Genomic DNA, 24947 nt, shown 5'->3' on the forward strand with positions numbered 1-24947 from the left:
ATTAGATCAGTTCATCCATCATTTTTGAACGCAATCCCGGGAAAGACATAGCACTTCCTACTACAAAACGTCTTATTAAAGGTTGTCCCAGCGCCATGTTGATAAGACGATAACGCATTCTATAACCGAGCATTACAGCAAGGAATAATAGAAACCCTTTAATCATAAATCCTTTCATAAAAAAACCTCCTTGCTTATACTTTCTGTGTTTGAAGGCTTTTTTATTCGTAGATTCGGCCATCTTTACATACAGCAGCATCTATCCAGTCTGTTGACAGTAACTTTTAGTCAAAGGAGAGTTCAATAATCCTGTTTAGCTCATTTGTTGTATTCACATTTTTAAAGAAATGTTCTTCCTCTTTATTCACTTCTATATATTGGGTGTTTTTTCTTTGGAGGAGTTTTAATACTTTATAGATATTTTCTTGTAAACAGGAAGTAATATCTGGTAAACATGTTCTTTTATATACTCCGTTTAACGGATATATTTTTCCGTTTAATACAGGAATGACACAATCATACTCTCCCTCTCGTGCAGCGGCAAGCCATTTGCCATACATACTGCTGCTCATCAATGGCATGTCGCACGGAGTGACAAGATAGTAATCTGCTTTCTGGCTAATCATCCCGGTATAAATACCTGCTAACGGTCCCTTTCCTTTATAGCGGGGTGCATCTTTAAGAATACGTATGTGCATAGAGCTGTTTTTAGTTAAAGGTGTCAACAATTCCTCACGCGTAATTACTAAAATCTTATCCGCAAAAGGCGATAGTGATTCAATCGAATACTCTATAAATGTTCTGTTATTCCACTCAGCTAATGCTTTTGGACTTCCAAACCGCCTGGATTCACCGCCAGCCAAAACTATACCTGCACACATCAATTGACTGTCCATATGTATAATCCTCCTGCCATTAACGCGCCAATGATTGTAGAACTAAAGTTAACAAGATTATTTGTTACCCATGGCAATCCAAATATTCTCACTGTTTTCATTTTGCAATGCCATTTACTCTCAGTCTCTGTTTTACAAATTTGACAAAAAAACTTCTGTTCAAACCATGCTCCAAAAAGGGTATCTGCAATATTCCCAAAAAAACCTGCAAAAATAATAATACCACTTCCCATTAAATTTGACGTATCATAAAGGAAATAGTAACTTATCCCAATTGCTGCAGCTCCTAAAACCGCAGCGATCGTCCCTAATCGTGTAACAGCTCCTGAAAGTCCTGCTTCAACTTTTCTCCATTCCTTTAAATGAAAAGGTTTCGTTTTTGACAGTATCCCTATCTCAGAGGCCCATGTATCTGCTGTAGCAGTCGCTAATGCACCAGTAAACATTATTAACCAAACTGGATCTGGCATGAATACAGCACCTATTGCAGCAAGTATGGATGCACCTCCATTTGCAAACACTTGACCGACTGTCCTCCCCTTTTTGTCTTCTAAAGTTTCTGAGTAATAATCTTGTTTTACTTCTCTTTTCCACTTGGTTAAAAGGGATGATGTAAGAAAAAACATCGCTAATATGACTAGACCCTGCCATTGAAAAGAATAAAAAGTTAGAGCACCTGTTAAAAATGCTGCTGAACTTCCCCAAAGTGTAAGCAGCCTAAAAATAAAAGAGCCCATACAGAGCAAAGCGATCCCCGCAAAAAAGGCAGCTTCCATTTTAAATATAGCATCCTTCTTCAGTAATGACTTGTTCTACTGGAACATCAAATTCTTCAAAAGGAAGTTGTTCTGCTGTCTGAAATGAGTATGCAATTGATATTGCTGACCCTTGATAGTTCTGTAAGAAACGATCATAATAGCCGCCTCCGTAACCAATCCTGTATCCTTTTTTATCAAAGACTAGCCCGGGGACGATAAGTAAGTCGATATTTTCTTTAGAAATATCCTTCGTTTTTTCGATTATTGGTTCATAGAGGTCCATATATACATTCTCTAAATCATCAAAGGAACCCAGTTCTCTAAATTCCATTTTTTTATTAGCCGAATAGCATTTTGGTACACAAACAGTTTTTCCTTCCTCCCAAGCTTTTTTTATAATAAATGTCGTGTCTAATTCAAATTTTCTTGAAACAGTGATTCCGATAAAGTTCGAATTCCGCCATTCTTTTGTTTCAAATAATTGTACAGCTATTTTTTCGCTCATAACTTTCCGATCATTTGCTTCCATAGAGATTAATAAGTTTTTAATTTTTTTTCGCCATTCTGACTTCGTCATATGCAGCACCTCTTATGAATTGAATTATGCCTTAATCATAGCATGTGTCTCGCACCTTACACTACAATTAACCTGTCAATGAAATGAAGAAAGAAAATGACCCAAAAGCAACAATCCTTAGATATGAGCCTTTTTCAAAAAACGAATTAAGCTGTCTACGTGAATTGCTGCAGTATTAAATAATGTAATATCATCCCAATCATCTTGTTCAAGAAAGATTGGAAGTTCAGTACACCCTAGAATCAATCCATTGATATTATATTTACTTTTCAATTGATGAATCATGTTCCCTACAGCCGTTATATCATCTTCAATAAAAATGCCTCTGGAAAATTGTTTAAAAATCTTCTCCTGCAGGAAATCTTGCTGTGTTATTTCAGGAACAAAAATTTGGATTTCAGTGTTTATAAAAGGTTTTTTGTATAGATCGCTCTGCATAGTTGGAATCGTACCTAACAGGCCTATCCGGTTCTTTTTGCTTTTCATTACTTCATTATAGGTCACATCTACAATGCTGATCACTGGAACACCAACATTCCTTGTAATATCTTCATAAAAGAGATGAGGAGTATTTGAAGCTATAAGGATGACATCTGAGCCAGCTTTCATAAGATTATTCATGGATTCAGATAAATATTGTATAAGCTGCTGAAATTTCTTTCCCATTGTTAAATGATGCACTTTACTGACATCTACACTTTCAATAACCATTTCTGGAAATACAGCGGAGTCAATTTTATTATGATATTGGCTGATTATCAGCTTGTAATACTCTATTGTAGCCTGTGGGGTCAAACCGCCTAAAATTCCAATTTTCATTCTATCCGCTCCCCAATCATTAGCACTGATTTATTTTTATGTACGAAAAAACGCCTGATTCCTCATTCTCATGGGAGTCAGGCGTTCTTAAGTGAAATTACTTAGTTTCACGGTGAACTGTGTATTTCTTTAAACGCGGGCTGTATTTTTTAAGCTCTAAACGGTCTGGATTTGTACGCTTGTTTTTAGTAGTGATGTAGTTACGATCACCAGTCTCAGTACAAGCTAAAGTAATGTTTACACGCATTGTTGTTTCCCTCCACATCTTTACCAAAGTACATATTAATGGTTACTAACAGTCATTATTCTCTATTAAACCATACTTTAACATGATAACAAATTCTTATCTAACGGGCAAGAGAGTTTTGTGAAAGTTTCTGATATACGGTCGTATATTCTTTTAGAACATCGACAAAAGTAGCATGTGACCATGTTAAAGGAGCAACTGATAATGCTTCACCTGTGAAGGGATGGAGCTGTTCTGGCAATACACCTGTTGAAAAACTATGCTCTTGAATCCATCGAAGAATTTCATGCGGCCGTTCTAAATCATGTACTATTTTTGCCTTTTGAATGTACCATTTTGCAACCCAAAGTGTACAAATCAGCCATGGATTGCCTGGAACCCTTGCAACTTCATGTGTTTGCTGAAAATAGTAATCATTTGTGTACCTTGCTATTCCACCGACACTCGTTTTTATACTTAAATCTTCTTCCATCTGATGCATCGTACGGATAACTCTTTCATCATCTGCTGAAAATACACCAAAGGCAAATAGGGCATACATGCTTGATTCCATCGTAAAATCTTTTTTATAAGCGTTATCATCTAATAAATAGATGCCTCTGATGAATCTGCCCGCGCCTTCATCATAGAGGTGTTTTTCCATTCCTGCTTTAATGCGTTCAGCACCTTTTTTATATCGTTCTGCCCGATCGTCTTCACCAAACAGCGTAGCAAATGAATATGCTGCCATCAGTCCCCCATACACACTGCTTGCTGTAAATGTAAATATTCCTCTTCTTTCCTCCCAAAGATCATAAGATTGCAGAGGAAGGTCAAGTTCACTATGCATGTATTGGAGCAAAAATCTAGCACTTGGTCTGACAAGGGAGCGATAAAGAGATTGAGCAAATTCAATATCACCGGTTTCTTTGTAGTGCTCCCAGAAGGCCCACAAAACGAGTGCAGTTTCATCTTCTTGGATAGGCAGCTGGCTTGCTCCACCTTTATCGATCATAGGGTGCCAGGAAGATCCAATCGAACCATCTGGATTATATTTATGATGCAAGTACCCTTCTTTCGTTAGAACATCAGCACATCGTCGATAAAAATTTTTAACCATGCCATGAAACCCTGCTTTCGATACAGCAGCAGCTATTAAAGCTCCGTCTCTTGGCCACATATAACTGTAATGATCGCGGTTATATTGCTGTATATCAGAGTCATTTGCTGCGATTATATAGCCATTCTCATTCGTTTGCGTACGTATTATAAGCAGACTTCGATTATATAGGTCTAGAAGTTCGTCTGAAAGATTGCATGGGTCAATCTTCGTTTTATTAACCCACCTCCGCCAATAAACATCGATTTTGTCCAGGGTTAAGGATGGACCGATCTCCATCAGATAATCAAATAGAGAAAAAACCTCTTCTCTGCTTTTACCAACTGTTGATGAATAAAATGCTTCTCTCGTTTCATTCGGCGGTATGACTCCAGTGACGGAGAATGTACTGTCTACCGATCCTTGAGCAATTGGATTCACATGCAGATGGCCATCTTCAGCATCTTTCCATGTTCCTTCTGCGCTTAAAAATCGTTTTATACCTGTCGTGTATTGATCCATTCCTTTTCCTTCAAAAGAAGCATGGAACAAAAAATATCGATTCTTTTTATAATGGATAATGACTGACTTATGAGGATCGTAATAGGCAGTATCACCAACCTCGGTCTCGTATATAGAAAGATCTTGATGAAAGAAAAGCTTAATCCTCTTTTCCTCATCTGTTTCATTGATAATACTTATTCTCCTCATAAACATGTTTTCTCTTTGATGTACAGCATCTTCAATCTTTAGACATACACCTTCTTTTTTGTTCCTGGCAAATGACTGAGTGACTAATGAATCGCTGCGGTAACCTGGTTCGATCATCCATTCTTTAGAGGAAAGCCAAGAAAAGGAGCCATTGATACTGGCTCCCAAACGGTTTACATGTCCCTGTACATGATTTTGCTGACCAACATAGGGAAAATATATATCTCTAATCTGTAAAAACTCGTCTAAGTTGATAAGTAAATTTCCGTTGCCTAAAGCTAAATGTCTTGGCATACTTTACACCTGCTGATAAAGCTGGATTTTTTCGATGTACTGTGATGCAGCCTGTTTTGCTTGTTCAGGGTTCGTGTTTTGAGAGTAAACCGTAAATACAGGTTGTTCCACATCAGGCAAAATTAATGTCCAGCCGCCTTCTGGATGAAATACCTTGATTCCATCAAGCAACTCTACATTGTTATCCCTTATATCTTCCATTAACCTTCGCATCACACGGCCTTTTTTATCCTTTGGACATGGTACATATTCTCTCAGCATATGAACATCAGGCAGCATTTTTACGAGTTCTGAAAGTGTGATTTGCTGCATCGCCATCACTTCCAGGATATGAACAAATGCATATTGTGCATCGTATTGATAGTTTAGTACACCTTCGCCAACTTCCATTATGGACCTTGGGTTAGCTTTTGTGCGGATCAGCTTCCCTTTCAGCCGTTCTGCGATTGAATCTAAAGCAGAAGAGCCATACACAGGAATAGCCATTTCCTTTTGCTTGCCTTGAGAGAAAGCTGTGAAAACGTAAAGAGCGAGCATGGTTTCATCGTCTAAAACCTCACCAGTTTCTGTAATCAATCGCAATGTTTCTCCTGCCTCTCCTATCAGAACACCTATATTGGCATTTGTTACTCTAACAAAAGAAGCCATCTCTTCAGGCTTTGTCTGATACGGGGCAGTAAGAATTTCACAGTTAAGTCGGTTATAGAGATTCGGAATAAAATTTAAATAAGGCTGATGATTATAATTTACGACTACCCTGAATTTTGCCTCTTGTATTCTTTTTTCCTGTATTTCTTCAAGCAATGCAGAAATATAATCCTCATGCTTATTCGCCTGTACCGTACCTTTTCCAATTCTATCAAACGATGCCCGTCTATAATCTTCCTGCCAGTATGCATTTTCAATCTTTCTTTCAAGATCTGAGTGAATCGGCAAGCCTTTGTTATCATAAAACTCGATTATTAATTGTTTTTCGCCAGTAGGGTTTGAGAAACGGACGTAGACCCCGCCTTCCAAACGTTCTTCCTCAATAGAAAATCTGACAACCGGTGCCACTGTCGGACTGATATCAAGTGTATGTACACCTGAAGAATGAAGTCCTTGTATAAAGGATTGCTTGATCATTACAGAAAAATCATGTGAATCACTTGCGATCAGAATCTGTGAACCATATGGAAGAACCGCTCCGTATGCAGAGGCTATTCTCGCGATGTAATCTGGAGTGATTTCAACATTAGCTATGCCGGAAACTCCCCGTGATCCAAATAAGGACTTGGTCGCTTTTTTTCCCCAAACGATGGACGTATGAACAAGTGCATCTTCAAAGATTTCTTTTTCCGGCCATATTTTCACATCAGGTTTTAAAGTAGCATTTTTACCGATCGTACAATGATTTCCAACTACTGCATGCTCAAAAATCGATGCATCTTTCTCAACTTTTGTTCCATTCGCAATAGTAGCACCTCTTAGCTCACATTGATCGCCAACAAAAACGTCATTCCATAGCACTGTTTTTTTCAATGAGCTACCAGAACTCACAACGCTGTTTTTCCCAACAACAGACAGTTTGCCAACGTGAGCTCCCTTTCGAATTACAGCGCCATCTGCAATACTTACAGGACCCTCAATCTTAGCTCCTTCTTCGATAAATACGTTCTCACCAATCCAAATTCCAGGTTCATGCTCTTTTCCGGCAAAAGGAAGATTGACAAGGCCATTTAGCATATCATAGTGAGACTGGCGATACTGCTGCAGACTTCCGATATCCGACCAGTAACCATCTGCTTGATATCCGAACAAATTTTTGTCTTCTTTCATTATTAAAGGAAAGAGGTCTTTACTGAAATCTACAGGTACATCTTTTTCGATATATTGGAAAACTTCGGGCTCAAGAACATATATACCTGTATTCACTGTATCGCTGAAAACTTCATTCCAACTTGGTTTTTCTAAGAATCGGATGATCTTTCCTTCCTGATTCGTCATGATCACACCATATTCCAGTGGTGATTCAACTTGTTTCATAAAAATGGTTACTAGTGAATCCTTTTCTTCATGAAAATTAATCCCTTTTTCAAGGTCAAAATCAGTTAAAGCATCTCCGCTAATAACAATAAACCGTTCATCTAAAAACTCTTCAGCATTTTTAATTGAACCTGCTGTTCCAAGTGGAGAATCTTCAACGAAATAATGAAGATTAACACCAAAATTCCGACCATCGCCAAAATAATTCTTGATGACATCAGGGAGATAATGTACTGTAACAGCAATATCAGTTATTCCATACCTTTTTAACAGCTCAATGCCGTATTCCATAACTGGCTTGTGAAGCATGGGCACCATAGGTTTTGGCATGTTGCATGTAAGAGGTCTTAAACGTGTTCCTTTTCCGCCAGCCATGATTACACCTTTCATTACACCATTCCTCCTACTTTTGCGGTATTATTTTGAATTTTGTTATATAAGTCAACTGTTCTTTCTGCAATTGAATCCCAGCTAAAAATAGTTCTAGCTGTTTCTTCACCTTTACGAGCCATTTCTTTGCAATGTTCACGATTAGCAAACATATATTCTACTGCCCAAACTATGCTGTGAGGATCGTTTGGAAAGACCTTCAGGCCGGTTTTCTCATGCTCTATAATCTCTTTTAATCCTCCGGTGTCTGAGACAATCGTTAATTTCCCTGCAGCCATCCCTTCAAGTGCAACAATTCCAAAAGGCTCATAATGACTTGGAAAGAGAGCCGCATCCGCTTTTGCAAACCACACATTTCTCTCCTCATCACTGACAAAACCAGCTAAGTGAACATAACGTTCTAATTGTTTTTTTCTCACCATTTCATTTAATTCATCAAATAAAGGTCCTTTTCCGGCAATCACAAATCTCACTTGAAGCCCTTTATTTCTTAAAATATCTGCAGCTTCAACAATAGTTTGAAAGCCTTTTTCTTTTACGAGTCTTCCTACCGAAAAAAGCAATAGTTCATTCTCAGAGCGATTTTCATCATTACGTTCTTCATTCAATTCAGCTATTATCTGTTGTGGATCTATGCCATTAGGCAAGATCGAAATTTTATCTTCAGGAATTTGAAAAACATCGGTAAGTTCTTTTTTCATGTAAGTACTGCAGACAATGAGGCTATCAGAACCGTTCATAAGCTCCCATTCTTTTTGATTAATCTCATATTGAAGAGGTGAAGTGATTCCGTTGTTTCTTCCATGTTCAGTGGCATGTATAGTCGTAATTAACGGTAGTTCTAATTCTTTTTTTACGGCTAGCGCTGCAACGGATACGAGCCAATCATGGGCATGGATACAATCAAACTTAATTTTCTTGGATAGCTCAACAGCATAATCGGCCATTGCTAAATTCAGGCTGCCGGTCCAATGAAAGAAAGATTCAAAAGATGGCTGTTTTCCTTTGAGCCTATATACGTGAACGCCATTATTTATTTCGTAGTCTGGATAGCCCTCTACTGCAGAAGTTAGCACATACACTTCATGCCCCTGGTCGGTTAATTTACGCGATAAATCAAATACATGCCTTGATAGCCCGCCAACAACCATCGGCGGAAATTCCCAAGAGAGCATCAGTATTTTTTTGCTTTTATTGTTTTGGTTTGTATATTGCATATTCACATATAAATCATGCTGATTTTTAAAGTAATGCCATAAATTTACCATGATAAATGGATAATCATTTTCATATTCTGAGATTTCATTAATGTTATAACTTCCATTTTGAATAGCCTCATATAATGTATGAAACCTTTCGATATGTTCTTGAAATCTATCTTTTGCATATTGTGAAGCACTATTGCCTTCAATAATAAAAGCCCAATCAGAACTTGCTGCAAGCATCCATTCTCTTACCATTTGGTTAGCATAACGTTCTGTCACAATATTCACTTTTTCTTTTGAAAGCTTGGCGGCTAATTCCACTAATTTCTCTTCACAGTAATGAAGATGACGATACATCCATGCATTTGCATGGTTTAGCCAAACTTCGCCCGTCCCATTCCTTCCCCATGTAGAAAAGCAAGGTCTTACGGTTTCAAGATCTTGATAATGTCTGTGTAAAAATTCTTGTGGTGTGATCCAGCTGATGTTTTGTTCAATCGAAACTTCCATGGATTGAAGTAAGAATTCTGGTCCTTCAAACCACCAGTGTCCAAAAAGTTCTGCGTCAAAAGGTGCTGTAATAAGTTGAGGAGGAAAAGATTGTTTGTTGTTATGTAAGTAGTCTTCGATGCGAATAGTAAAATCTCTAGAGTGCTGTTTTATTTTTTCTTCAGCATACGTTCTGTTATACCAGTCTTTATTTTCGGTTTCACCTGTAATTCGCCAATATTTTAGCGAGGTATCTACTTTGATCCCGTCAGGATGAATAAATCCTTTAATATAATCAAAGTCACGTTCATAAGCAACGTCGCGATAAAACTCTCTGTAATCGAAATCACCCGGATATCCAACAGAAGAATTCCATATGGTCTCAGAAATAACCTGATTTCTCGGGAATAAAGCTACCCCATGCGGCGAATAAACGGGTGCTCCTATTCCTTTCTTTGGAACAGGTTTGCTCTTAAGAAGTGTTTGTTCATCAACAAACGTGTAGCGGATTCCTGCATCAGCTAATATTTTGTCTATCCCAGGAGAATACGCACATTCCGGAAGCCAAAATCCTGTTGGTTTATTCCCGAAATATTTCTCATACGTATTTATACCTGCAAGAATTTGCGCTTTTACTCCTTGCTCAGTCTGAACATATGGCAAGAACGCGTGAGTTGCCGCAGATGTAATGCATGTAATTTTCCCTTCATTCATAAAGGTTTTAAATGCTTTGATAATCTGACAGTCATGATTCTGATACGTATCCATAATCTTTTTATAGCGTGTTTCGTAAAAACTGATAATTTCTTTTTCTTGTTTGTTTTTTGAAAAGTTTTTTTCTTTTTTGATGAGTTTTAAGGTGGAATCGAGATGCTCTAAATAGCGTTTTTGAATAACTGGATCATTCAATAGTTCAAGTAATGGAGGGGAAAATGATAAAGTCCAAGATAAGGATTCAGGCTGTTCTTCGAGAACCCATAATAACGGGATATATGACTCAGTAAGTGCCTCAAAAACCCATCTTTCCTCTAATCGATTTGCTTCATTATGTCTCACATAAGGAAGGTGAGCGTGCAAAACCAATGCGAAATACCCGTTAGACATTGTGTACTCTCCTATCTGATTTTTTGATAGTATGAATAAGTTGAAAAATTCTCAAGCCATTCAGGCTGTGTTATATTCTGCTGTTTCCATCGTTCTATCTTTTCATCGTAAGAACTGCTCATTTCGGCTGCTCCAGTCTCAGCTGGATTTGTCCGCAACAATGTAAAAAAGCTGCCGTCAAATGTGCGGGTTCCAATATCAGCAATGTACGTCCGGTCAGGTTCTAACGAATGCAGGAACCAGTTGTTTGTCATAGGAGGAAGATCTATTTCAAATGTTCTGTGTGCATTGTGCCCGAAAAATAAGATATCCGTGACATCGTATATTTTTAATACACCTGGAAGCTCTTCCCACTTTGTACGGAAGTGGTGTTCAGCCATATTCTTGATAGCTTCCGAGAAACTCCAATATACATACAAACTCTCTGGAGTCCTCGGCATAAGACAAGCATTTGCTTTCTTATATTCAAACGGCATTGACCATTTTTCTTTTTTTATTTCTTCCGATGGAGCAGAAATTTCTGCGGGCGGCGATTGCTGCTGCCGGTATTTATTCCAGCGGTACTGAACCTTGCCTAAAGACATATTCATTCTTTCAGCTATTTCTTGCAGCGTAAGTCCTCTTTCCTTTAACTTCACAATATCTTCGATCAAGTTCATCACCTCATCTTAATCAATTATTCTAGTAAACTTATACTTATTCTTAGATTTTAAATAATCGTATCACTAGATATTTTTATGTACAATGTGTCAAAAAAGTCGAAAATTGGCGGTTCCAACTCCTGCTTGAGGTTACAGTTTATGTAAAGATTTTGAAACCGGTTGCTTCATCAGATTATTCTGAAATTAAGACATAATCACACAAAAAACGCATTTTTTTCTAATTTATGGAATTTATAATTTTATTAATACATGAATATAGTCGAATTGTCGTATTTTGTGTAAACTTTTGTGAAAAAACCTATACCACAAATAGATACTATGTTATAAAAGTAAAGGGTATAGCTTTATTTATAGGGAGGATATTATGGAGTTTGCAATTTTTGGATTATTGCTAGTTGGTATTATTCTTTTGATTCTTTCCTTTCGAAAAAATCGTGAAAACTCAGTTGAAACACAGCTTGAAAACTTTACGATTCAATTAATGAAAGAAATCTATCAAATTAAAAAGAAGTTAAAAGTTCTTGAAGATGAAATGATGATTAACGATAAGAACTAAATTTGTAAGGGGAAATTAGTATGACAAGCAAAAACCTTCGCGGATTTTCAGCTGGTATTATAATTTCTACTGGAATATTGGCTGGTGTATACTACACAGCGGACACAGAAAACCGTTCTGAATTAACGGATACTGCAGTGGAACAATATCTTTCTGAAAAAGGCGAGTTGGCAATTTCAAAAGAGGAATATACTTCTTTAACAGAAGCGGAAAGTGCAGCGGCTGCTCCTGCAAAAGAAGAAGTCGAAGCTGAACCTGAAAAAGAAGAAGAGAAAGTCTTTCAAATGACGTTAACGATCACACAAGGTATGAGTACCGGCGAAGTGTGTGACCTTCTTCAAAAAGGAAACATTATCAAGGACAGCAAAGAATTCTTAAAGTTTTTAAGGTCCAATAATCTTGAAGGTGCTGTCAGAGCTGAATCTCATCAGGTGAACAGCAACATGAACTTTGATGAATTAGCTAAAGAAATTACAAGTTCATAAATTTTTATTACATAAAAAGAGCAGGCGTATCTCACGCCTGCTCTCTTTGTTTAACTTTCTTTTCCAAAAGATTGTTGCTACTGAGAGATTTTGACAAAGTGCTTCAATGAAAAGTTACTTGGAGTGGAAGGGCGAGACTCCTGCAGGATGAGTGTGACAGGAGAGACCATTCAATGTCGCAAGGCGACGAATGGGCTCGCCGCACACCCTGAGGAAAGCGAGTCCTGCAACGGAAATTAACCACTTCCAAGAGCAACAATGCTTGTGTAAAAACAGCCTTGTTTAATCATTCAAGCCGTATCGTTTGCCTTTTACTAAGAAAATAATACTTTCAGCAATGTTCGTTGCATGGTCCGCTGTACGTTCGATGTATCTGCATACAAACAACAATTGGCTAATCTGTGAGAGGTGATCTGGATTTTTGGTCATTAACTCTAAAAGCTCTTTAATAATTTTTCCATACGTTTCATCAACATAGTCATCCATATCAGCAAGTTCTTTTGCAAGAGCAACGTCTTCTTCCACGTAAGCTTTCGTAGCTGCAGTCAGCATCTTAATAGCATGATGCGCCATTTTCGGAAGTTCTTCAAGGGGTTTTATCAATTCCTGCTTGCCGATTCGAATCGTTGATTTTGCAATATTTACTGCAAAATCAGCCATTCTTTCAATATCAGATGAAATTTTAATAGCTGCAATAATACGTCTTAAATCTGACGCTACAGGAGCTTGTTTTGCGATTAAGAGAATGGCCATATCATTGATCTCATCTTCTAAGACATTGATTCTGTTATCATTTTCAATTACTTCTAATGCTTTATCAAGATCTTGATTTTTTAGTGCTTCAACAGATTCGATCAAAGCTTCCTCAGTTAGCTTCGATATCTGAATAATAGCATTTTTCATTTCTTCTAATTGAAGCTGAAAATTTTCACGAACAACCATTTATCCCACTCCTATTCCCTTTTTATTAGCCAAAACGTCCTGTAATATAATCTTCTGTTCGTTTATCAGATGGATTAGAGAACAATGTGCTAGTATCTGTGTACTCTACAACTTCCCCACTAAGGAAGAATGCTGTGCGATCTGAAATACGCGCTGCTTGCTGCATGTTATGTGTAACGATAACAATGCTATAATCCTTTTTCAATTCTTGAACAAGTTCTTCAACTTTTAAAGTTGAGATTGGATCAAGTGCAGATGTTGGTTCATCCATCAATATTACGTCTGGTTCAATCGCAAGACAACGTGCAATGCATAGACGCTGCTGTTGACCGCCTGACAACCCATATGCATTTTCGTTTAAACGGTCTTTAACTTCATCCCAGATAGCCGCACCTCTTAAACTTTTTTCAACAACTTCATCTAAAACTTTTTTATTTTTGATGCCATGGATACGAGGTCCATATGCTACATTATCATAGATCGATTTTGGGAACGGATTTGGTTTTTGAAACACCATGCCCACTTGTGTACGAAGTTCTTCTACTCCGTACTTCGGATCAAAAATATTTTTTTCTCTGTAAACAATTTCTCCTGACATGCGAACGATTGGAACCATTTCAACCATTCTGTTCAATGTCTTAATGAATGTTGATTTACCGCAGCCAGACGGCCCAATGATTGCTGTAACTTGCTTTTCAGGAATATCAAACTTGATGTCTTTTAAGGCATGATCTTGTCCGTACCATAAGTTCAAATTATTTATTTTGAAAACAGGTGTGAACTGCTCTTGCTTTTCATTATCCTTTTGTACCAATTGTTTATTAATTGTAATATCCATTTTTTTGTCCTCCTTCTCTCTGTTAGAAGCGTTTGTGAAATTTATTTCGAATGTATACAGCGATTGAATTCATGATGAGCAAGATAATCATCAAGATGATAATTCCGCTTGCTGCAAGCATATGGAAGTCTTCTTGAGGTCTGCTCGTCCAGTTATATAGCTGTATCGGAAGCACAGTAAACTGCGAAAATAGATTTTCTGGTACAAACGCTACATACGCTAATGCCCCTAATACCAATAAAGGAGCAGTTTCCCCTACTGCACGTGATAAAGCTAAGATTGTACCTGTGAGAATTCCAGGAAGTGCGGCAGGGAATACAATTCTTCTGATGGTTTGCCATTTTGTTGCTCCCATTCCGAAAGAAGCTTCCCTAATTTCTCTTGGTACGGTTCTGATTGCCTCTTGAGATGCAACTACGATGACAGGGAGAATTAATAAACTCATTGTCAAACCACCTGCAAGTACACTTGAACCTAATCCCGCTAATCTAACAAAAATCGTTAGTCCCAAAAGACCAAAAACAATAGATGGTACGCCAGCTAAGTTAGCAATATTTACTTGAATAAATTTTGTAAATGCATTTTTCTTTGCATATTCTTCTAGATAAATTGCTGTTCCGACTCCAAGAATAAACGAAACAGGAGCCGTAACGGCCATAATCCATATGGTACCTACAAGTGCTGCCCATATACCAGCACGTTCAGGCATTCTTGAAGCAAAATTTGTAATAAAATCCAGACTTAAATATGGCAATCCTTCTGCTAAAATTCTATAGATCAATACGCCTAAAACAAGTAAAGAAAAACTAGTTGCAAGAATAAAAAGAAACTTGGCAAACCCGTTGGCAGCAACTCTGCTCCCCATTCTTTTCTTAACCGATTCTTTATTAATTAAACTCATTAATATTCCTCCCTAAACTTGCGGGAAATAAACTGAGCAAGTAAATTCATGATTAACGTGAACACAAACAATGTCATCCCTACCGCATATATACTGTAATAAATTGTCGTCCCATAGCCAGTATCTCCTTGGCTTACTTGGACGATATACGCAGTCATTGTCTGAATAGATTCTGTAACATCAATATCTGCTGTAGGTCTAGAACCACCAGCAATCGTAACGATCATCGTTTCACCGATTGCACGGGAAATTCCTAATACGAATGATGCGATTACCCCTGAAAGAGCAGCTGGGAGTACGACTTTCATTGCAACTTCAAAACGTGTTGCTCCAAGTGCCAAAGCACCTTCTCGCATCGAATTCGGAACAGCATTCATTGCATCCTCTGATAGAGAAGCGATCATCGGAATAATCATAATTCCAACCACAATACCGGGACTTAACGCATTAAAAATCGAGATTCCCCCAGGAATAATGCTATCCAATAATGGAGTAACAAAAGTAAGAGCAAAAAATCCGTATACAATTGTAGGTATACCTGCTAAAACTTCTAATATAGGTTTAATAAATTTCCGTGTTTTTGCTGAAGCATATTCACTTAAATAAATCGCAGCGGCAAGACCAACTGGAATTGCAACTACCATTGCGATAGCCGTTACTGTAAGAGTACCCATTACAAGTGCGAGAATACCGTAATCAGCATTTTTATCCGCCGTGAAAGGAAACCAGTGTGTATTCGTGAAAAATTCGACTATTGAGATTCGGTTAAAAAATGTAAAAGTTTCTGTTAACAGTGTAAAAACGATACCTAATGTTGTGAAAATAGATATAACTGCACATATCAAAAATATTTTTGGTACTACCTTTTCCATTACCGCAGATTGACTTCTAGTGGATTTATTCTCCTGAATCATAGAGCGGATGGATTTTTGGTTTGATTTCTCTCTTGACACCAACAAAACCTCCTATAAATCGCCAATACTAAACAGGTCAAAGGTGAGGAGATTTCACTCCTCACCCTGTATTATTATTTTAAGTTATTCTTTATCAGGTAATTACTTACCTGCTAGTTCATCCAGTTTTTTAAGCTGCTCTTCATATTTTTCTTTTGGCAGAGATACATATCCGATCGTGTCAGATGATGCCAGCTCACCAGCATTTTCTAGAGCAAACTTCATATACTCATATACCGCTTCGTTTTCTTTAATTGACTTGTTAGCAGCGTAAGTGAACAACGGACGTGATAGTGGAGCATACTCACCAGATTCGATTGTTTCAGGAGTTGGCTCAACAGGGCCGTTGCCTCCATCAATTGGAACAGCTTTTAACTTATCCTTATTTGCTTGATAGTATGCATAACCGAAGAATCCGATCGCATCTTCAGAACCAGATACACCTTGAACGAGTACATTGTCGTCCTCTGATAGCTGAGCATCACGACGCATAGGCTCTTCTTCAAGAATCACTTCGTTCCAGTAGTCGTAAGTACCAGAGTCAGTTCCTGGTGAAAATACTTCAATTTTCTTTTTAGGCCATCCTTCACGAACGTCAGCCCAAGTTTTTGCTGCATCTTTTTCAAGGTAAATCTTTTTTAGTTCATCGACTGTCAGGTGATCGATAAAGTCGTTATCTTTACTTACAACTACAGATAATCCGTCTTTTGCAAGTTCAAATTCAGTAAATTCAATACCTTTTTCTTTTGCTGCTGTTTTTTCTTCTTCTTTAATTGGGCGAGAAGCATTAGAAAGGTCCAGCTCACCACGAACAAACTTTTCGAATCCGCCGCCAGAACCAGAAACTCCAACTGGTGCTTGCACATCAGGATTCGCAGCTTGGAATTCTTCAGAAACAGCTTCCATGATTGGGAATACTGTGGATGATCCATCAATTTTAATTTTTCCGCTTAGATCTCCGCCGCCAGCTGCACCTTCTTCACTTTTATTTCCGCATGCTGCTGCGAAAACTAAAAGTAGTGACATTACAGCTAATAGGTAAACAGACTTCATTTTCTTCATCTTGATAGGTCCCCCTAAATGTAATTTTCAACTTTTCATGTTAGAGATTGTTATCTCGGGTCATGAATCCCTTAAAGCTTCTTTCTTTCTTACACTTACTACAATAAACCTGGAATATTAATTAGGTTTTAATGAATTGTAAAGAGATTGTTAAGACTGAATGTAATTGAATATAATCCTATTCTTTTACTGAATGCTTAAAACTATACAAAAAAAGAACCGCGCTGATTAGCGCGGTTCGTTGTTCTCGTTTGTTTGTTTAGATTCGGGTTCTGTTGGTATACCTTCTTTTTTCAATGAAAAATATGCGTCCAGAACACCTTCTGCAATTTCATTGTTAGTGTACCCTTCTCGTATATCAGGTACAACTACCGCAAACGCCACTTCAGGGTTCTCATATGGTGCATAGCCGACTAGTGTTTTGTTGACTAAACCAGTTTCTTTGTCCACTTCTGCCGTACCGGTCTTCCCTGCAGGATTGTATTCTTTGTCTTTAAAAATCCAAGCTGCTGTTCCGTTAGATCCATGCATGACTTCGTAAAAACCTTTTTGAACGACTTCGATGTGATTCGGTTTCATTTCAATCTTGTTCATAACGTTTGGTTCAAAACGATATAATAGTTTACCTAATTTATTTGGATTTACAGAGGGCTCTCTAATCTCTTTTAATAGATGAGGCTGCATCCTTAAACCGCCATTCGCAATTGTTGAAACGTATTGAGCCAGCTGCATAGGTGTATAAGTGTCAAATTGCCCAATGGAGAAGAACATTGCTTGGAACAGTTCATTGCTCATTCCTGTATTATAGCCTGTTGCTTCAGATGGCAAGTCAATACCAGTAGGAACACCAAGCCCAAATTGACTATAAGAATTTCTTAGAATATCAAAAGCTTCTTTAACTTTATGATCATTAAATCGTTTGTTTGTATAATCATAGCCTGAAAGACGCATCGCAATGTGCCACATAAAAATGTTCGAAGATCCTTCCAATGCTTCAACTGCATCAACAGGCCCCATGTTCGCATGTGATTTTAATTGTCTTCCATCACCAAATTTGAGAGGTGCATCATTGATTACGGTATTTCGTTCAATTACACCTTCATGTAAACCAGTTAAAACTGTAGCTCCTTTTACAGTTGACCCCATCGCATACGAATGATAGATGTTGCCGAATGGAATATCATTAAATTTACCTGACTTCCGATTGTACTCTTTACCAGCCATGGATAAGATTTCGCCTGTATTCGGATCCATCATAACAACATAAGCATTTTTTAGTTCCTTGTTATCATAAGCATACTTTCCTCGGATGGCTTCTTTTAATTCTTCTTCAATTACTTTTTCGACTTCTTGCTGAAGTTCCATATCTACAGTTAATACAAGATCGCTTCCTCTTGCACCATCTTCTTCGACGGGATCCCCTACTGGATTTCCGACTTTATCCGTAACATATTTGATTTTTGTTTTCGTTCCGCGAAGAACCGATTCGTATTGTTCTTCCAGAAAACTCGTACCAACCATATCATTTCGGTCATTACCTCTCGATGTGTAATAATCCATTTTTGACTTTGGTATTTGTTTTACTTGGCCGAATATATCCCTGAATGAATCCTTAAATGGATAAGAACGTTCTGCATCAGGTTTAATATCAACACCCTCTAGTTCCGGAAGATGTTCACTGATCAAAGCGATTTCTTCTTTGGTTGCACCAATTTTTATTCTTTGAGGAGAAAGTGTATAGCCTCTATCCATTTCACTTTTAATCGACAGCACTTCTAGCTGCTGTTTCGTTAATGATTCAATGTCTTCCTGAGTTACTTTTTCCAGCATCAAATCATAAAGCTCTTCTGGAGGAGTGCTCTCTTTTTCAGCAGCTGATATTCTCTTTTCCACTTCTTCTTCATTTAAAAAGATAAAATAATCCTTTTTATCACGTTCTGTTAATTCCTCCGAGTCTTTATCGATCAACTCAGCCATTTTTTTTGCAATTTCATGTCTTTTTACAGTATCAGCTTCACGTGTTCTTGTATACGTTATCGAAAATACTGGCTCATTATCTACTACTACTCGATAATTAGCATCAAACATTTTTCCGCGCGGGGCATCAAGCTTTGTTGTCACATTTTCCGTCAAATAGGCAGTCCGTTTGTACTCTTCACCTTTTACAATTTGTATGTAGCCTAATCTTAGAACAAGCACTGAAAAGAGAAAAAATACCGATAAAAACAAGGCATTCATCCGAATCGGTACATGATTTTTCTTTTTATTTGATTTTGTTTTCATAATATTGTAAATCTCCCTTTAAAACAGCAGAGACACCTTATGAAAGGTGTCTTGAAGCCAACCGGTTATTATCTTTACATAACAATAGTATCCTTACACCTGTTAGTATGTCAAAAGTTAATTATTGTTTATTTGGATTATTGCCATCTTGCTGTGTTTCAGCAAGTTCTATTGTTTGATCAGTTGTACTGGTTGGTACAGATACGTTTCTTAAACAGAAGTATATCAGGAAATGCCCTGCCCCCAATATTGGCAATATTATCGGAATACCGTTTTCTTCTGAAAGAAAATTTATGACAAACAAGAATATAAGAATTGAAAATATTCTTCCCGCGTTAAGGAAAAATTCACGAACTACAATATACTCAATCCTTTTTTCATAAATCCCCCGGCATTTACCGATAATGTCATAAGTTAATGAAACATAAGGAACAAGGAGTAACGGATACGCTATAGATACTGATATGCCATATATAATAAGCAGAGTAAAAGAAACAGGTACAAGAAGCATAAATGGAGAGATGAACAATAATAAACCGCCCGCGAAGATCCCTTTTTTCCTATGCCATGGCTTTAAATAATGAGAAACGATATAGTACCCAATAAAAGATACAACTGATTGAACAAATCCGAATGTTCCAAGAGCAAATTCGCTCTTTGAGGTGGTATAAACCCAGATTACGATTAAAAAAATAAACGTCCCTTCCCGCAAACCTTGAAAGAAATGAGCATTCAACAATTGGAACCAAGCTTTATTTTCTTTTCTTTCTTGAAAAACTTCTTTTAAGCCAAAATATCCATCGGCTTTTCTTCTTTTTAAAAAGAAACTGATCACGACAGCAACTAAGAATAAAATCATTGAAATTGTAAAAATGGTTTCATATCCTAAATGTTTGTCCATCCTTGTGATAATAAAGCCTGCACTTAGAGGACCAATCATACCGGACAATGAATTCAATACACCCAGGTAACCATTGAAAAAATCTCTAGTCTCGGGTTCAGTCACTTCTAATGTCAGAACATTAAAGGCAAGCCAATAAAATCCCAAACCAAAACCTAACATTGCCCCTAACGCAAACAAGTAATGACTTGCAAGTGAACCCATAAAAAGAACACCTATATAAAACAACGCAAGAATGACAACACCAATCCTTAACACAATAACCCGGTCAATTTTCTTAGCAAACCAACCTGCCAAATAAAATGCAACAGGCTGCATGACTACAATAGATAGATTATATAAAGCGATATCTGTCAGTTCGCCGGACTGCTTCCACAAAAAAATGTTAACAAATGTATTTGATAAAGCAGTACTTAATGTAAATAAGCCACCGACAAATAGAAGTAAAAAAAGATCTCTAGGGTATTGGTCGTCTTCCATGAATTTTTTCCATATCATGTTATTCGCCCCTTTACATATCGTCGTTAGTGTCTTTCAAGAGTAATAGGGCTATTCATTATTTAACTAATTGGCTTTAATTGTATAAGGAGACATAAATATGTTTGAATATTGGATTTATCATGATCAGGGCTTTGGTATACCCTTGGTTTTAGAAGATGATTATTCACGGAAAAATGCAGATTCCTTAGAGACTTATGGGGATCATATCTGGTTTTTCAAAGCAAGAAACCTTTTTGTTATTCAGTCTAATGTTCCTTTTGGAGATGGCAATTTATTACTTGATGACTTACTAATAAAATTAGCAAAAAATTATGAGATTCATGACAAAGGCATAATAAAAAGCTGCTGGGATGCCAGCAGCTTTCATTAAACTATTTTGCTTCGTTATAACGCTTTTCAACTTCATCCCAGTTTACTACATTCCAGAACGCAGCAATGTAATCAGGACGCTTGTTTTGATACTTCAAATAATAAGCATGTTCCCAAACATCCAAACCAAGGATAGGTGTCTTACCTTCCATAACTGGGTTGTCTTGGTTTGGAGTGCTTGTAACCTCAAGCTCACCATTGTTTACAACTAACCAAGCCCAGCCAGATCCAAATCTTGTTTTACCTGCGTTTGCAAATTCCTCTTTAAACGCTTCAAGGCTTCCAAACTTGCTGTTGATTTTATCAGCAAGCTCGCCAGATGGAGAGTTCGCTCCGCCTGGTGCGATTACTTCCCAGAAAAGACTATGGTTCGCATGTCCGCCGCCATTATTTCTTACAGCTGTTTGAATGTTTTGCGGAAGAGAATCAAGGTTTGAAAGAATGTCTTCTAATGACTTATTTTCAAATTCTGATTGACCCTCAAGTGCAGCATTCAGGTTATCAACATATGTTTTGTGGTGACGACCGTGGTGGATCTCCATTGTTTCTTTGTCAATATGCGGTTCAAGTGCGTTTGATTCATAAGGTAATGCAGGCAGTTCAAATTTAGCCATGTTCATTTCCTCCTTATAATATGTAGTGTTTTTATTTTCATTTTCAAGGGTTATCTTGAAAAGTGAAACCATTTAATCAACTTACTTGTTTAAAAAGTGATTTAACAATTTTACCTTATCAAATTTAGTCTAAACTTTCAATTCTTAAACACTGTATCCTTTTATAAAACAAAAAAACCTTACGATTAACATAAGGTTTTAGTATGTATACATATGGTGGCTCGAGACGGAATCGAACCGCCGACACGAGGATTTTCAGTCCTCTGCTCTACCGACTGAGCTATCGAGCCAAGATATTTAACTGTCCTTCGGCACCCTGTCTCTTCCTCTAAAAGAAATGACTATATGATAATCCGTCGAGACAACCCGCAGCTAATTAGTGCTGTTATGCTCTTAGCTATCGAGCAAAAAAATATGGAGGAGGTAGAGGGATTCGAACCCCCGCGGGCTGTTACACCCCTGTCGGTTTTCAAGACCGATCCCTTCAGCCGGACTTGGGTATACCTCCTCGACTTTGGTGGACCCTGTAGGACTCGAACCTACGACCAATCGGTTATGAGCCGACCGCTCTGACCAACTGAGCTAAGGGTCCATGTGAAATATAGGTTATGTAAGTAAGAAATGGGGCGGACGAGGGGAATCGAACCCCCGAATGTCGGAACCACAATCCGATGCGTTAACCACTTCGCCACGACCGCCATCGTGAACAAAAAACATTTTGGTAGCGGCGGAGGGAGTCGAACCCACGACCTCACGGGTATGAACCGTACGCTCTAGCCAGCTGAGCTACACCGCCAAAATGGCTCCACAGGTAGGACTCGAACCTACGACCGATCGGTTAACAGCCGATAGCTCTACCACTGAGCTACTGTGGAATAATGAATTAACATTATTTAAGGACAAGAACTACTATAGCATGTTGTCTTTATTAATGTCAATAACATTTTAAAAGTTATTCAAACGAACACATGTACTTTTTTAGAACAAAAATAATATAGCATGCATAAGCGGATTAAGCAAGGTCGATTTATAGGACTTGGTAATAAAAATAACCTATCATTAAAGCCTGAGTAAATACTTTTATAATAGTCGTTCCTACAAAAGCAAGAACAGTCCCTATACCAATCGACACTGAAGACTTAAAACCTGTTTTATGAAAGATCAATTCAGCAAGAACAGCACCTAAAAAAGGACCTATTAGCATCCCTGCTACTGGTATAACGAATGGACCTGCGATCAGTCCTATCGTACTTCCCCATAACGCTGCTTTAGAGCCGCCTTTCTTTTTTACTGCATATGCATTACCAGCATAATCTACAACAAACAAGCTGATAAACAATAAAACCTGGATGATGATGAATAATGGCGAAAATGGTTCAAAAGAAAAAGCAAATCCATAAATTAAAAATCCAGCTGCTAAAAATAATACACCCGGCAGGATCGGATAAATCAGTGCTAAAAAACTGATAACAAATACTACAGCAATTAAGACCCAATAAACAGTTTCCAAATCACCATCACCTTTCAAAATAATGCCAACTAAAAACCCAGAAGAAAAAAATCTCCTGGGTTTCATTTTACTTCTCTAATACCGCTTCTGCAATATTTACTGCGTGGTCCCCTATTCGCTCTAGATTACTAATAATATCGACGAATACGATACCTGCATTTCCATCACATGCGCCTTCATTCATTCTAATTATATGCTGTTTGCGAAGGGTGCGCTCCATTTTATCAATTTTATCTTCCTGACTAAGAACTTCTTTGGCAAGATCGATGTTGTTTCCTTCTAAAGCCTTTACCGCTTTATCCACTGTAGATACAGTTAAAGTAAACATCTCATCTAAATCCTGTTTAGCAGTGTCAGTAAGACGCACGTTATTTCGCAGCTGATAATCAACTAGTTCAATAATGTTTTCCATATGATCACCAATACGTTCAATATCACGTGACGTATCAAGAAGCATAGAATGTTCACTTGATTCTTGCGGTGTTAATGGATGTGCAGATAGTTTAACGAGATAAGATGTAATTTGACGATCTAAATTATTGATTGCTTCTTCATATTGAAGAGCTAAATCAGAATTCTTTTTGTCTTTTTTATTTAAATAATCTATTGCTTCTTTTAAACCGGCCTGTGAGTAGTTAGCCATTCGTATAATTTCTTGTTTAGCTTGGCTGATCGCCATTGCTGGAGATGTCTCTAGAACGATTTCATCAAGATGTTTAGCTTTATATTCAATTAAAGTATCTTCACCTTTAATAATTTTTGTAACAATTAATGCAAGCAATCCAATAAACCAGAACTGAATCAATACGTTTGCAAGGTTGAATGTACCATGCGCGAAAGCAATCTGCATAGCTGGTTCTAAGTCGAGTTTTCCGGATAAAAATTCAATATAGTGTCTGAAAGGAACAAGTAAGATTAAAAAGATGACTGTTCCAAGTAAGTTAAAGATTACATGTGTTAAAGCAGCACGTCTTGCTGCAACAGTAGTTCCTATTGCTGCTAAAATTGCAGTGATTGTCGTTCCGATGTTATCACCAAATAAAACAGGCAATGCAGCTTTAAGATCAATCATGTTTTGTGAATATAGTTCTTGTAAAATACCAATCGTTGCACTTGAAGATTGAACTACTACCGTAAATAAAGTACCAATAACAACACCAAGAATTGGGTTATCACTCATTGAAACTGTTAATTCCTGGAATGCTCCAAGGCTTCTCAATGGCTTCATTCCGTCACCCATGAGTTCAAGACCTAAGAAAAGCGCACCAAATCCAAATGTGATCTGACCGAAGTAATTATACTTAGGATTCTTGAAAAAGAAAATCAATATAGAACCGACAGCAATTATAGGTAAAGCATATTCACCTACATCAAAACCAATAATGAACGAGGTTACTGTAGTTCCGATGTTCGCTCCCATAATTACTCCAATAGCTTGGCGCAATGTTAAAAATCCAGCATTAACAAGTCCAACAGTCAGTACAGTTGTACCAGAACTACTCTGAATTAAAACTGTAACAAATATTCCCGCTAAAACTCCCATAAAAGGATTTGTCGTTAATTTATCAAGTATTTCCCGTAATCGGTCTCCAGCAGAGTTTTGAAGACCATCTCCCATATACTTAATACCGAATAAGAAGATCCCCAGTCCTCCGATAAATTGAAATAACATTTCTTGATAATTCAATATTTACAGCTCCTTATAACTATCTTTTATCGACCTTTGCCATTATCTCGATTTGTGTAGTTTATGTAAATGAAAAATTGGGATTTGTAA

General features: G+C 37.5%; 23 protein-coding genes and 6 tRNA genes. 3 read left to right on the forward strand and 26 right to left on the reverse strand.

Annotated elements, in window-relative coordinates; translation table 11 throughout:
* Position 1 precedes the first annotated feature (1 nt).
* From ABE41_RS21065 to ABE41_RS12870, 10 genes are all read right to left on the reverse strand, one after another.
* Complete coding sequence (locus ABE41_RS21065; protein WP_156774269.1) at positions 2-178, reverse strand: hypothetical protein; 177 nt, start codon at positions 176-178, stop codon at positions 2-4.
* A 106-nt stretch (positions 179-284) separates the two neighbouring features.
* Complete coding sequence (locus ABE41_RS12830; protein WP_083207793.1) at positions 285-896, reverse strand: molybdenum cofactor guanylyltransferase; 612 nt, start codon at positions 894-896, stop codon at positions 285-287.
* On the reverse strand, positions 881-1672 hold the full coding sequence (locus ABE41_RS12835; protein WP_066290928.1) for a DUF92 domain-containing protein: 792 nt from the start codon (positions 1670-1672) through the stop codon (positions 881-883). The genes ABE41_RS12830 and ABE41_RS12835 overlap by 16 nt, the downstream gene beginning before the upstream one ends.
* Before the next feature lies 1 nt (position 1673).
* Positions 1674-2231: a 5-formyltetrahydrofolate cyclo-ligase gene (locus ABE41_RS12840; protein ID WP_066290932.1), complete on the reverse strand. Its 558-nt coding sequence runs from the start codon at positions 2229-2231 to the stop codon at positions 1674-1676.
* Between the two features lie 117 nt (positions 2232-2348).
* Positions 2349-3050 (reverse strand): aspartate/glutamate racemase family protein, encoded by a 702-nt coding sequence (locus ABE41_RS12845; protein WP_066290934.1) that lies wholly within the window; start codon positions 3048-3050, stop codon positions 2349-2351.
* Positions 3051-3147: 97 nt separating this feature from the next.
* A complete protein-coding gene (rpmG, locus tag ABE41_RS12850; RefSeq protein WP_066242361.1) occupies positions 3148-3297 on the reverse strand; it encodes a 50S ribosomal protein L33 in 150 nt (49 codons plus the stop codon).
* Positions 3298-3397: 100 nt separating this feature from the next.
* Positions 3398-5380 carry a glycoside hydrolase family 15 protein gene (locus ABE41_RS12855; RefSeq protein ID WP_066290937.1) on the reverse strand — a complete coding sequence of 661 codons (1983 nt, stop codon included), beginning with the start codon at positions 5378-5380 and terminating at the stop codon, positions 3398-3400.
* A gap of 3 nt (positions 5381-5383) precedes the next feature.
* Positions 5384-7795, reverse strand: a complete 2412-nt coding sequence (locus ABE41_RS12860) for a sugar phosphate nucleotidyltransferase (RefSeq protein ID WP_066290940.1) — start codon at positions 7793-7795, stop codon at positions 5384-5386.
* Positions 7795-10593, reverse strand: coding sequence for a 1,4-alpha-glucan branching protein domain-containing protein (locus ABE41_RS12865; protein ID WP_066290942.1), 2799 nt, complete (start codon positions 10591-10593; stop codon positions 7795-7797). Before ABE41_RS12865 ends, ABE41_RS12860 begins: the two co-directional genes overlap by 1 nt.
* Before the next feature lie 11 nt (positions 10594-10604).
* Positions 10605-11246: a DUF4912 domain-containing protein gene (locus ABE41_RS12870; protein WP_066290943.1), complete on the reverse strand. Its 642-nt coding sequence runs from the start codon at positions 11244-11246 to the stop codon at positions 10605-10607.
* A 373-nt stretch (positions 11247-11619) separates the two neighbouring features.
* On the opposite strand from ABE41_RS12870, the gene ABE41_RS12875 reads away from it, so the two are divergent.
* Both ABE41_RS12875 and ABE41_RS12880 read left to right on the forward strand, forming a co-directional pair.
* Positions 11620-11811 carry a hypothetical protein gene (locus ABE41_RS12875; protein WP_066290945.1) on the forward strand — a complete coding sequence of 64 codons (192 nt, stop codon included), beginning with the start codon at positions 11620-11622 and terminating at the stop codon, positions 11809-11811.
* A gap of 20 nt (positions 11812-11831) precedes the next feature.
* Positions 11832-12296 carry a hypothetical protein gene (locus ABE41_RS12880; RefSeq protein ID WP_066290947.1) on the forward strand — a complete coding sequence of 155 codons (465 nt, stop codon included), beginning with the start codon at positions 11832-11834 and terminating at the stop codon, positions 12294-12296.
* Between the two features lie 282 nt (positions 12297-12578).
* Here the strand turns inward: ABE41_RS12880 and phoU are convergent, their stop codons facing one another.
* The 7 genes from phoU to ABE41_RS12915 form a co-directional block, all read right to left on the reverse strand.
* The gene (phoU, locus tag ABE41_RS12885; protein WP_066290949.1) at positions 12579-13238 is read right to left on the reverse strand and encodes a phosphate signaling complex protein PhoU; all 660 of its coding nucleotides are present in this window, start codon (positions 13236-13238) and stop codon (positions 12579-12581) included.
* 25 nt (positions 13239-13263) lie between these two features.
* The gene (pstB, locus tag ABE41_RS12890; protein ID WP_437435476.1) at positions 13264-14052 is read right to left on the reverse strand and encodes a phosphate ABC transporter ATP-binding protein PstB; all 789 of its coding nucleotides are present in this window, start codon (positions 14050-14052) and stop codon (positions 13264-13266) included.
* A gap of 46 nt (positions 14053-14098) precedes the next feature.
* The gene (gene pstA / locus ABE41_RS12895) at positions 14099-14977 is read right to left on the reverse strand and encodes a phosphate ABC transporter permease PstA (protein WP_066290953.1); all 879 of its coding nucleotides are present in this window, start codon (positions 14975-14977) and stop codon (positions 14099-14101) included.
* Complete coding sequence (pstC, locus tag ABE41_RS12900; RefSeq protein WP_437435451.1) at positions 14977-15933, reverse strand: phosphate ABC transporter permease subunit PstC; 957 nt, start codon at positions 15931-15933, stop codon at positions 14977-14979. The genes pstA and pstC overlap by 1 nt, the downstream gene beginning before the upstream one ends.
* A 99-nt stretch (positions 15934-16032) precedes the next feature.
* Entirely contained in the window at positions 16033-16992 is a 960-nt protein-coding gene (locus tag ABE41_RS12905) for a PstS family phosphate ABC transporter substrate-binding protein (RefSeq protein WP_066290955.1), read from the reverse strand.
* Positions 16993-17220: 228 nt separating this feature from the next.
* Positions 17221-19275: a penicillin-binding transpeptidase domain-containing protein gene (locus tag ABE41_RS12910; protein ID WP_066290957.1), complete on the reverse strand. Its 2055-nt coding sequence runs from the start codon at positions 19273-19275 to the stop codon at positions 17221-17223.
* A 121-nt stretch (positions 19276-19396) separates the two neighbouring features.
* The gene (locus ABE41_RS12915; protein WP_066290959.1) at positions 19397-20674 is read right to left on the reverse strand and encodes an MFS transporter; all 1278 of its coding nucleotides are present in this window, start codon (positions 20672-20674) and stop codon (positions 19397-19399) included.
* A gap of 100 nt (positions 20675-20774) precedes the next feature.
* Between ABE41_RS12915 and ABE41_RS12920 the strand changes: the two genes are divergently transcribed.
* Entirely contained in the window at positions 20775-21047 is a 273-nt protein-coding gene (locus tag ABE41_RS12920) for a hypothetical protein (RefSeq protein WP_066290960.1), read from the forward strand.
* Position 21048: 1 nt separating this feature from the next.
* Here the strand turns inward: ABE41_RS12920 and ABE41_RS12925 are convergent, their stop codons facing one another.
* The 9 genes from ABE41_RS12925 to ABE41_RS12965 all read right to left on the reverse strand — a co-directional run bounded on the left by ABE41_RS12925 (position 21049) and on the right by ABE41_RS12965 (position 24842).
* The gene (locus ABE41_RS12925; RefSeq protein WP_066290962.1) at positions 21049-21660 is read right to left on the reverse strand and encodes a superoxide dismutase; all 612 of its coding nucleotides are present in this window, start codon (positions 21658-21660) and stop codon (positions 21049-21051) included.
* Between the two features lie 214 nt (positions 21661-21874).
* Positions 21875-21950: transfer RNA gene (locus tag ABE41_RS12930), tRNA-Phe, on the reverse strand.
* 125 nt (positions 21951-22075) lie between these two features.
* A tRNA-Ser gene (locus ABE41_RS12935) sits at positions 22076-22168 on the reverse strand.
* 7 nt (positions 22169-22175) lie between these two features.
* A tRNA-Ile gene (locus tag ABE41_RS12940) sits at positions 22176-22252 on the reverse strand.
* 30 nt (positions 22253-22282) lie between these two features.
* A tRNA-His gene (locus ABE41_RS12945) sits at positions 22283-22358 on the reverse strand.
* A 21-nt stretch (positions 22359-22379) separates the two neighbouring features.
* A tRNA-Met gene (locus tag ABE41_RS12950) sits at positions 22380-22456 on the reverse strand.
* 4 nt (positions 22457-22460) lie between these two features.
* A tRNA-Asn gene (locus ABE41_RS12955) sits at positions 22461-22535 on the reverse strand.
* A gap of 152 nt (positions 22536-22687) precedes the next feature.
* Entirely contained in the window at positions 22688-23170 is a 483-nt protein-coding gene (locus ABE41_RS12960) for a DUF456 domain-containing protein (protein WP_066294839.1), read from the reverse strand.
* Positions 23171-23237: 67 nt separating this feature from the next.
* Entirely contained in the window at positions 23238-24842 is a 1605-nt protein-coding gene (locus ABE41_RS12965) for a Na/Pi cotransporter family protein (protein WP_066294842.1), read from the reverse strand.
* Positions 24843-24947: the final 105 nt, after the last annotated feature.

The sequence above is a fragment of the Fictibacillus arsenicus genome (assembly GCF_001642935.1).
Classification (GTDB): domain Bacteria; phylum Bacillota; class Bacilli; order Bacillales; family Fictibacillaceae; genus Fictibacillus; species Fictibacillus arsenicus_B.

Excerpts from the sequence above, each read along its gene's own strand:
- ABE41_RS21065 (WP_156774269.1), bottom strand. The coding sequence starts at position 178 with ATGAAAGGATTTATGATTAAAGGGTTTCTATTATTCCTTGCTGTAATG.
- ABE41_RS12830 (WP_083207793.1), bottom strand. The coding sequence starts at position 896 with ATGGACAGTCAATTGATGTGTGCAGGTATAGTTTTGGCTGGCGGTGAA.
- ABE41_RS12835 (WP_066290928.1), bottom strand. The coding sequence starts at position 1,672 with ATGGAAGCTGCCTTTTTTGCGGGGATCGCTTTGCTCTGTATGGGCTCT.
- ABE41_RS12840 (WP_066290932.1), bottom strand. The coding sequence starts at position 2,231 with ATGACGAAGTCAGAATGGCGAAAAAAAATTAAAAACTTATTAATCTCT.
- ABE41_RS12845 (WP_066290934.1), bottom strand. The coding sequence starts at position 3,050 with ATGAAAATTGGAATTTTAGGCGGTTTGACCCCACAGGCTACAATAGAG.
- rpmG (WP_066242361.1), bottom strand. The coding sequence starts at position 3,297 with ATGCGTGTAAACATTACTTTAGCTTGTACTGAGACTGGTGATCGTAAC.
- ABE41_RS12855 (WP_066290937.1), bottom strand. The coding sequence starts at position 5,380 with ATGCCAAGACATTTAGCTTTAGGCAACGGAAATTTACTTATCAACTTA.
- ABE41_RS12860 (WP_066290940.1), bottom strand. The coding sequence starts at position 7,795 with ATGAAAGGTGTAATCATGGCTGGCGGAAAAGGAACACGTTTAAGACCT.
- ABE41_RS12865 (WP_066290942.1), bottom strand. The coding sequence starts at position 10,593 with ATGTCTAACGGGTATTTCGCATTGGTTTTGCACGCTCACCTTCCTTAT.
- ABE41_RS12875 (WP_066290945.1), top strand. The coding sequence starts at position 11,620 with ATGGAGTTTGCAATTTTTGGATTATTGCTAGTTGGTATTATTCTTTTG.
- ABE41_RS12880 (WP_066290947.1), top strand. The coding sequence starts at position 11,832 with ATGACAAGCAAAAACCTTCGCGGATTTTCAGCTGGTATTATAATTTCT.
- phoU (WP_066290949.1), bottom strand. The coding sequence starts at position 13,238 with ATGGTTGTTCGTGAAAATTTTCAGCTTCAATTAGAAGAAATGAAAAAT.
- pstA (WP_066290953.1), bottom strand. The coding sequence starts at position 14,977 with ATGAGTTTAATTAATAAAGAATCGGTTAAGAAAAGAATGGGGAGCAGA.
- ABE41_RS12905 (WP_066290955.1), bottom strand. The coding sequence starts at position 16,992 with ATGAAGAAAATGAAGTCTGTTTACCTATTAGCTGTAATGTCACTACTT.
- ABE41_RS12910 (WP_066290957.1), bottom strand. The coding sequence starts at position 19,275 with ATGAAAACAAAATCAAATAAAAAGAAAAATCATGTACCGATTCGGATG.
- ABE41_RS12915 (WP_066290959.1), bottom strand. The coding sequence starts at position 20,674 with ATGATATGGAAAAAATTCATGGAAGACGACCAATACCCTAGAGATCTT.
- ABE41_RS12920 (WP_066290960.1), top strand. The coding sequence starts at position 20,775 with ATGTTTGAATATTGGATTTATCATGATCAGGGCTTTGGTATACCCTTG.
- ABE41_RS12925 (WP_066290962.1), bottom strand. The coding sequence starts at position 21,660 with ATGGCTAAATTTGAACTGCCTGCATTACCTTATGAATCAAACGCACTT.
- ABE41_RS12965 (WP_066294842.1), bottom strand. The coding sequence starts at position 24,842 with ATGTTATTTCAATTTATCGGAGGACTGGGGATCTTCTTATTCGGTATT.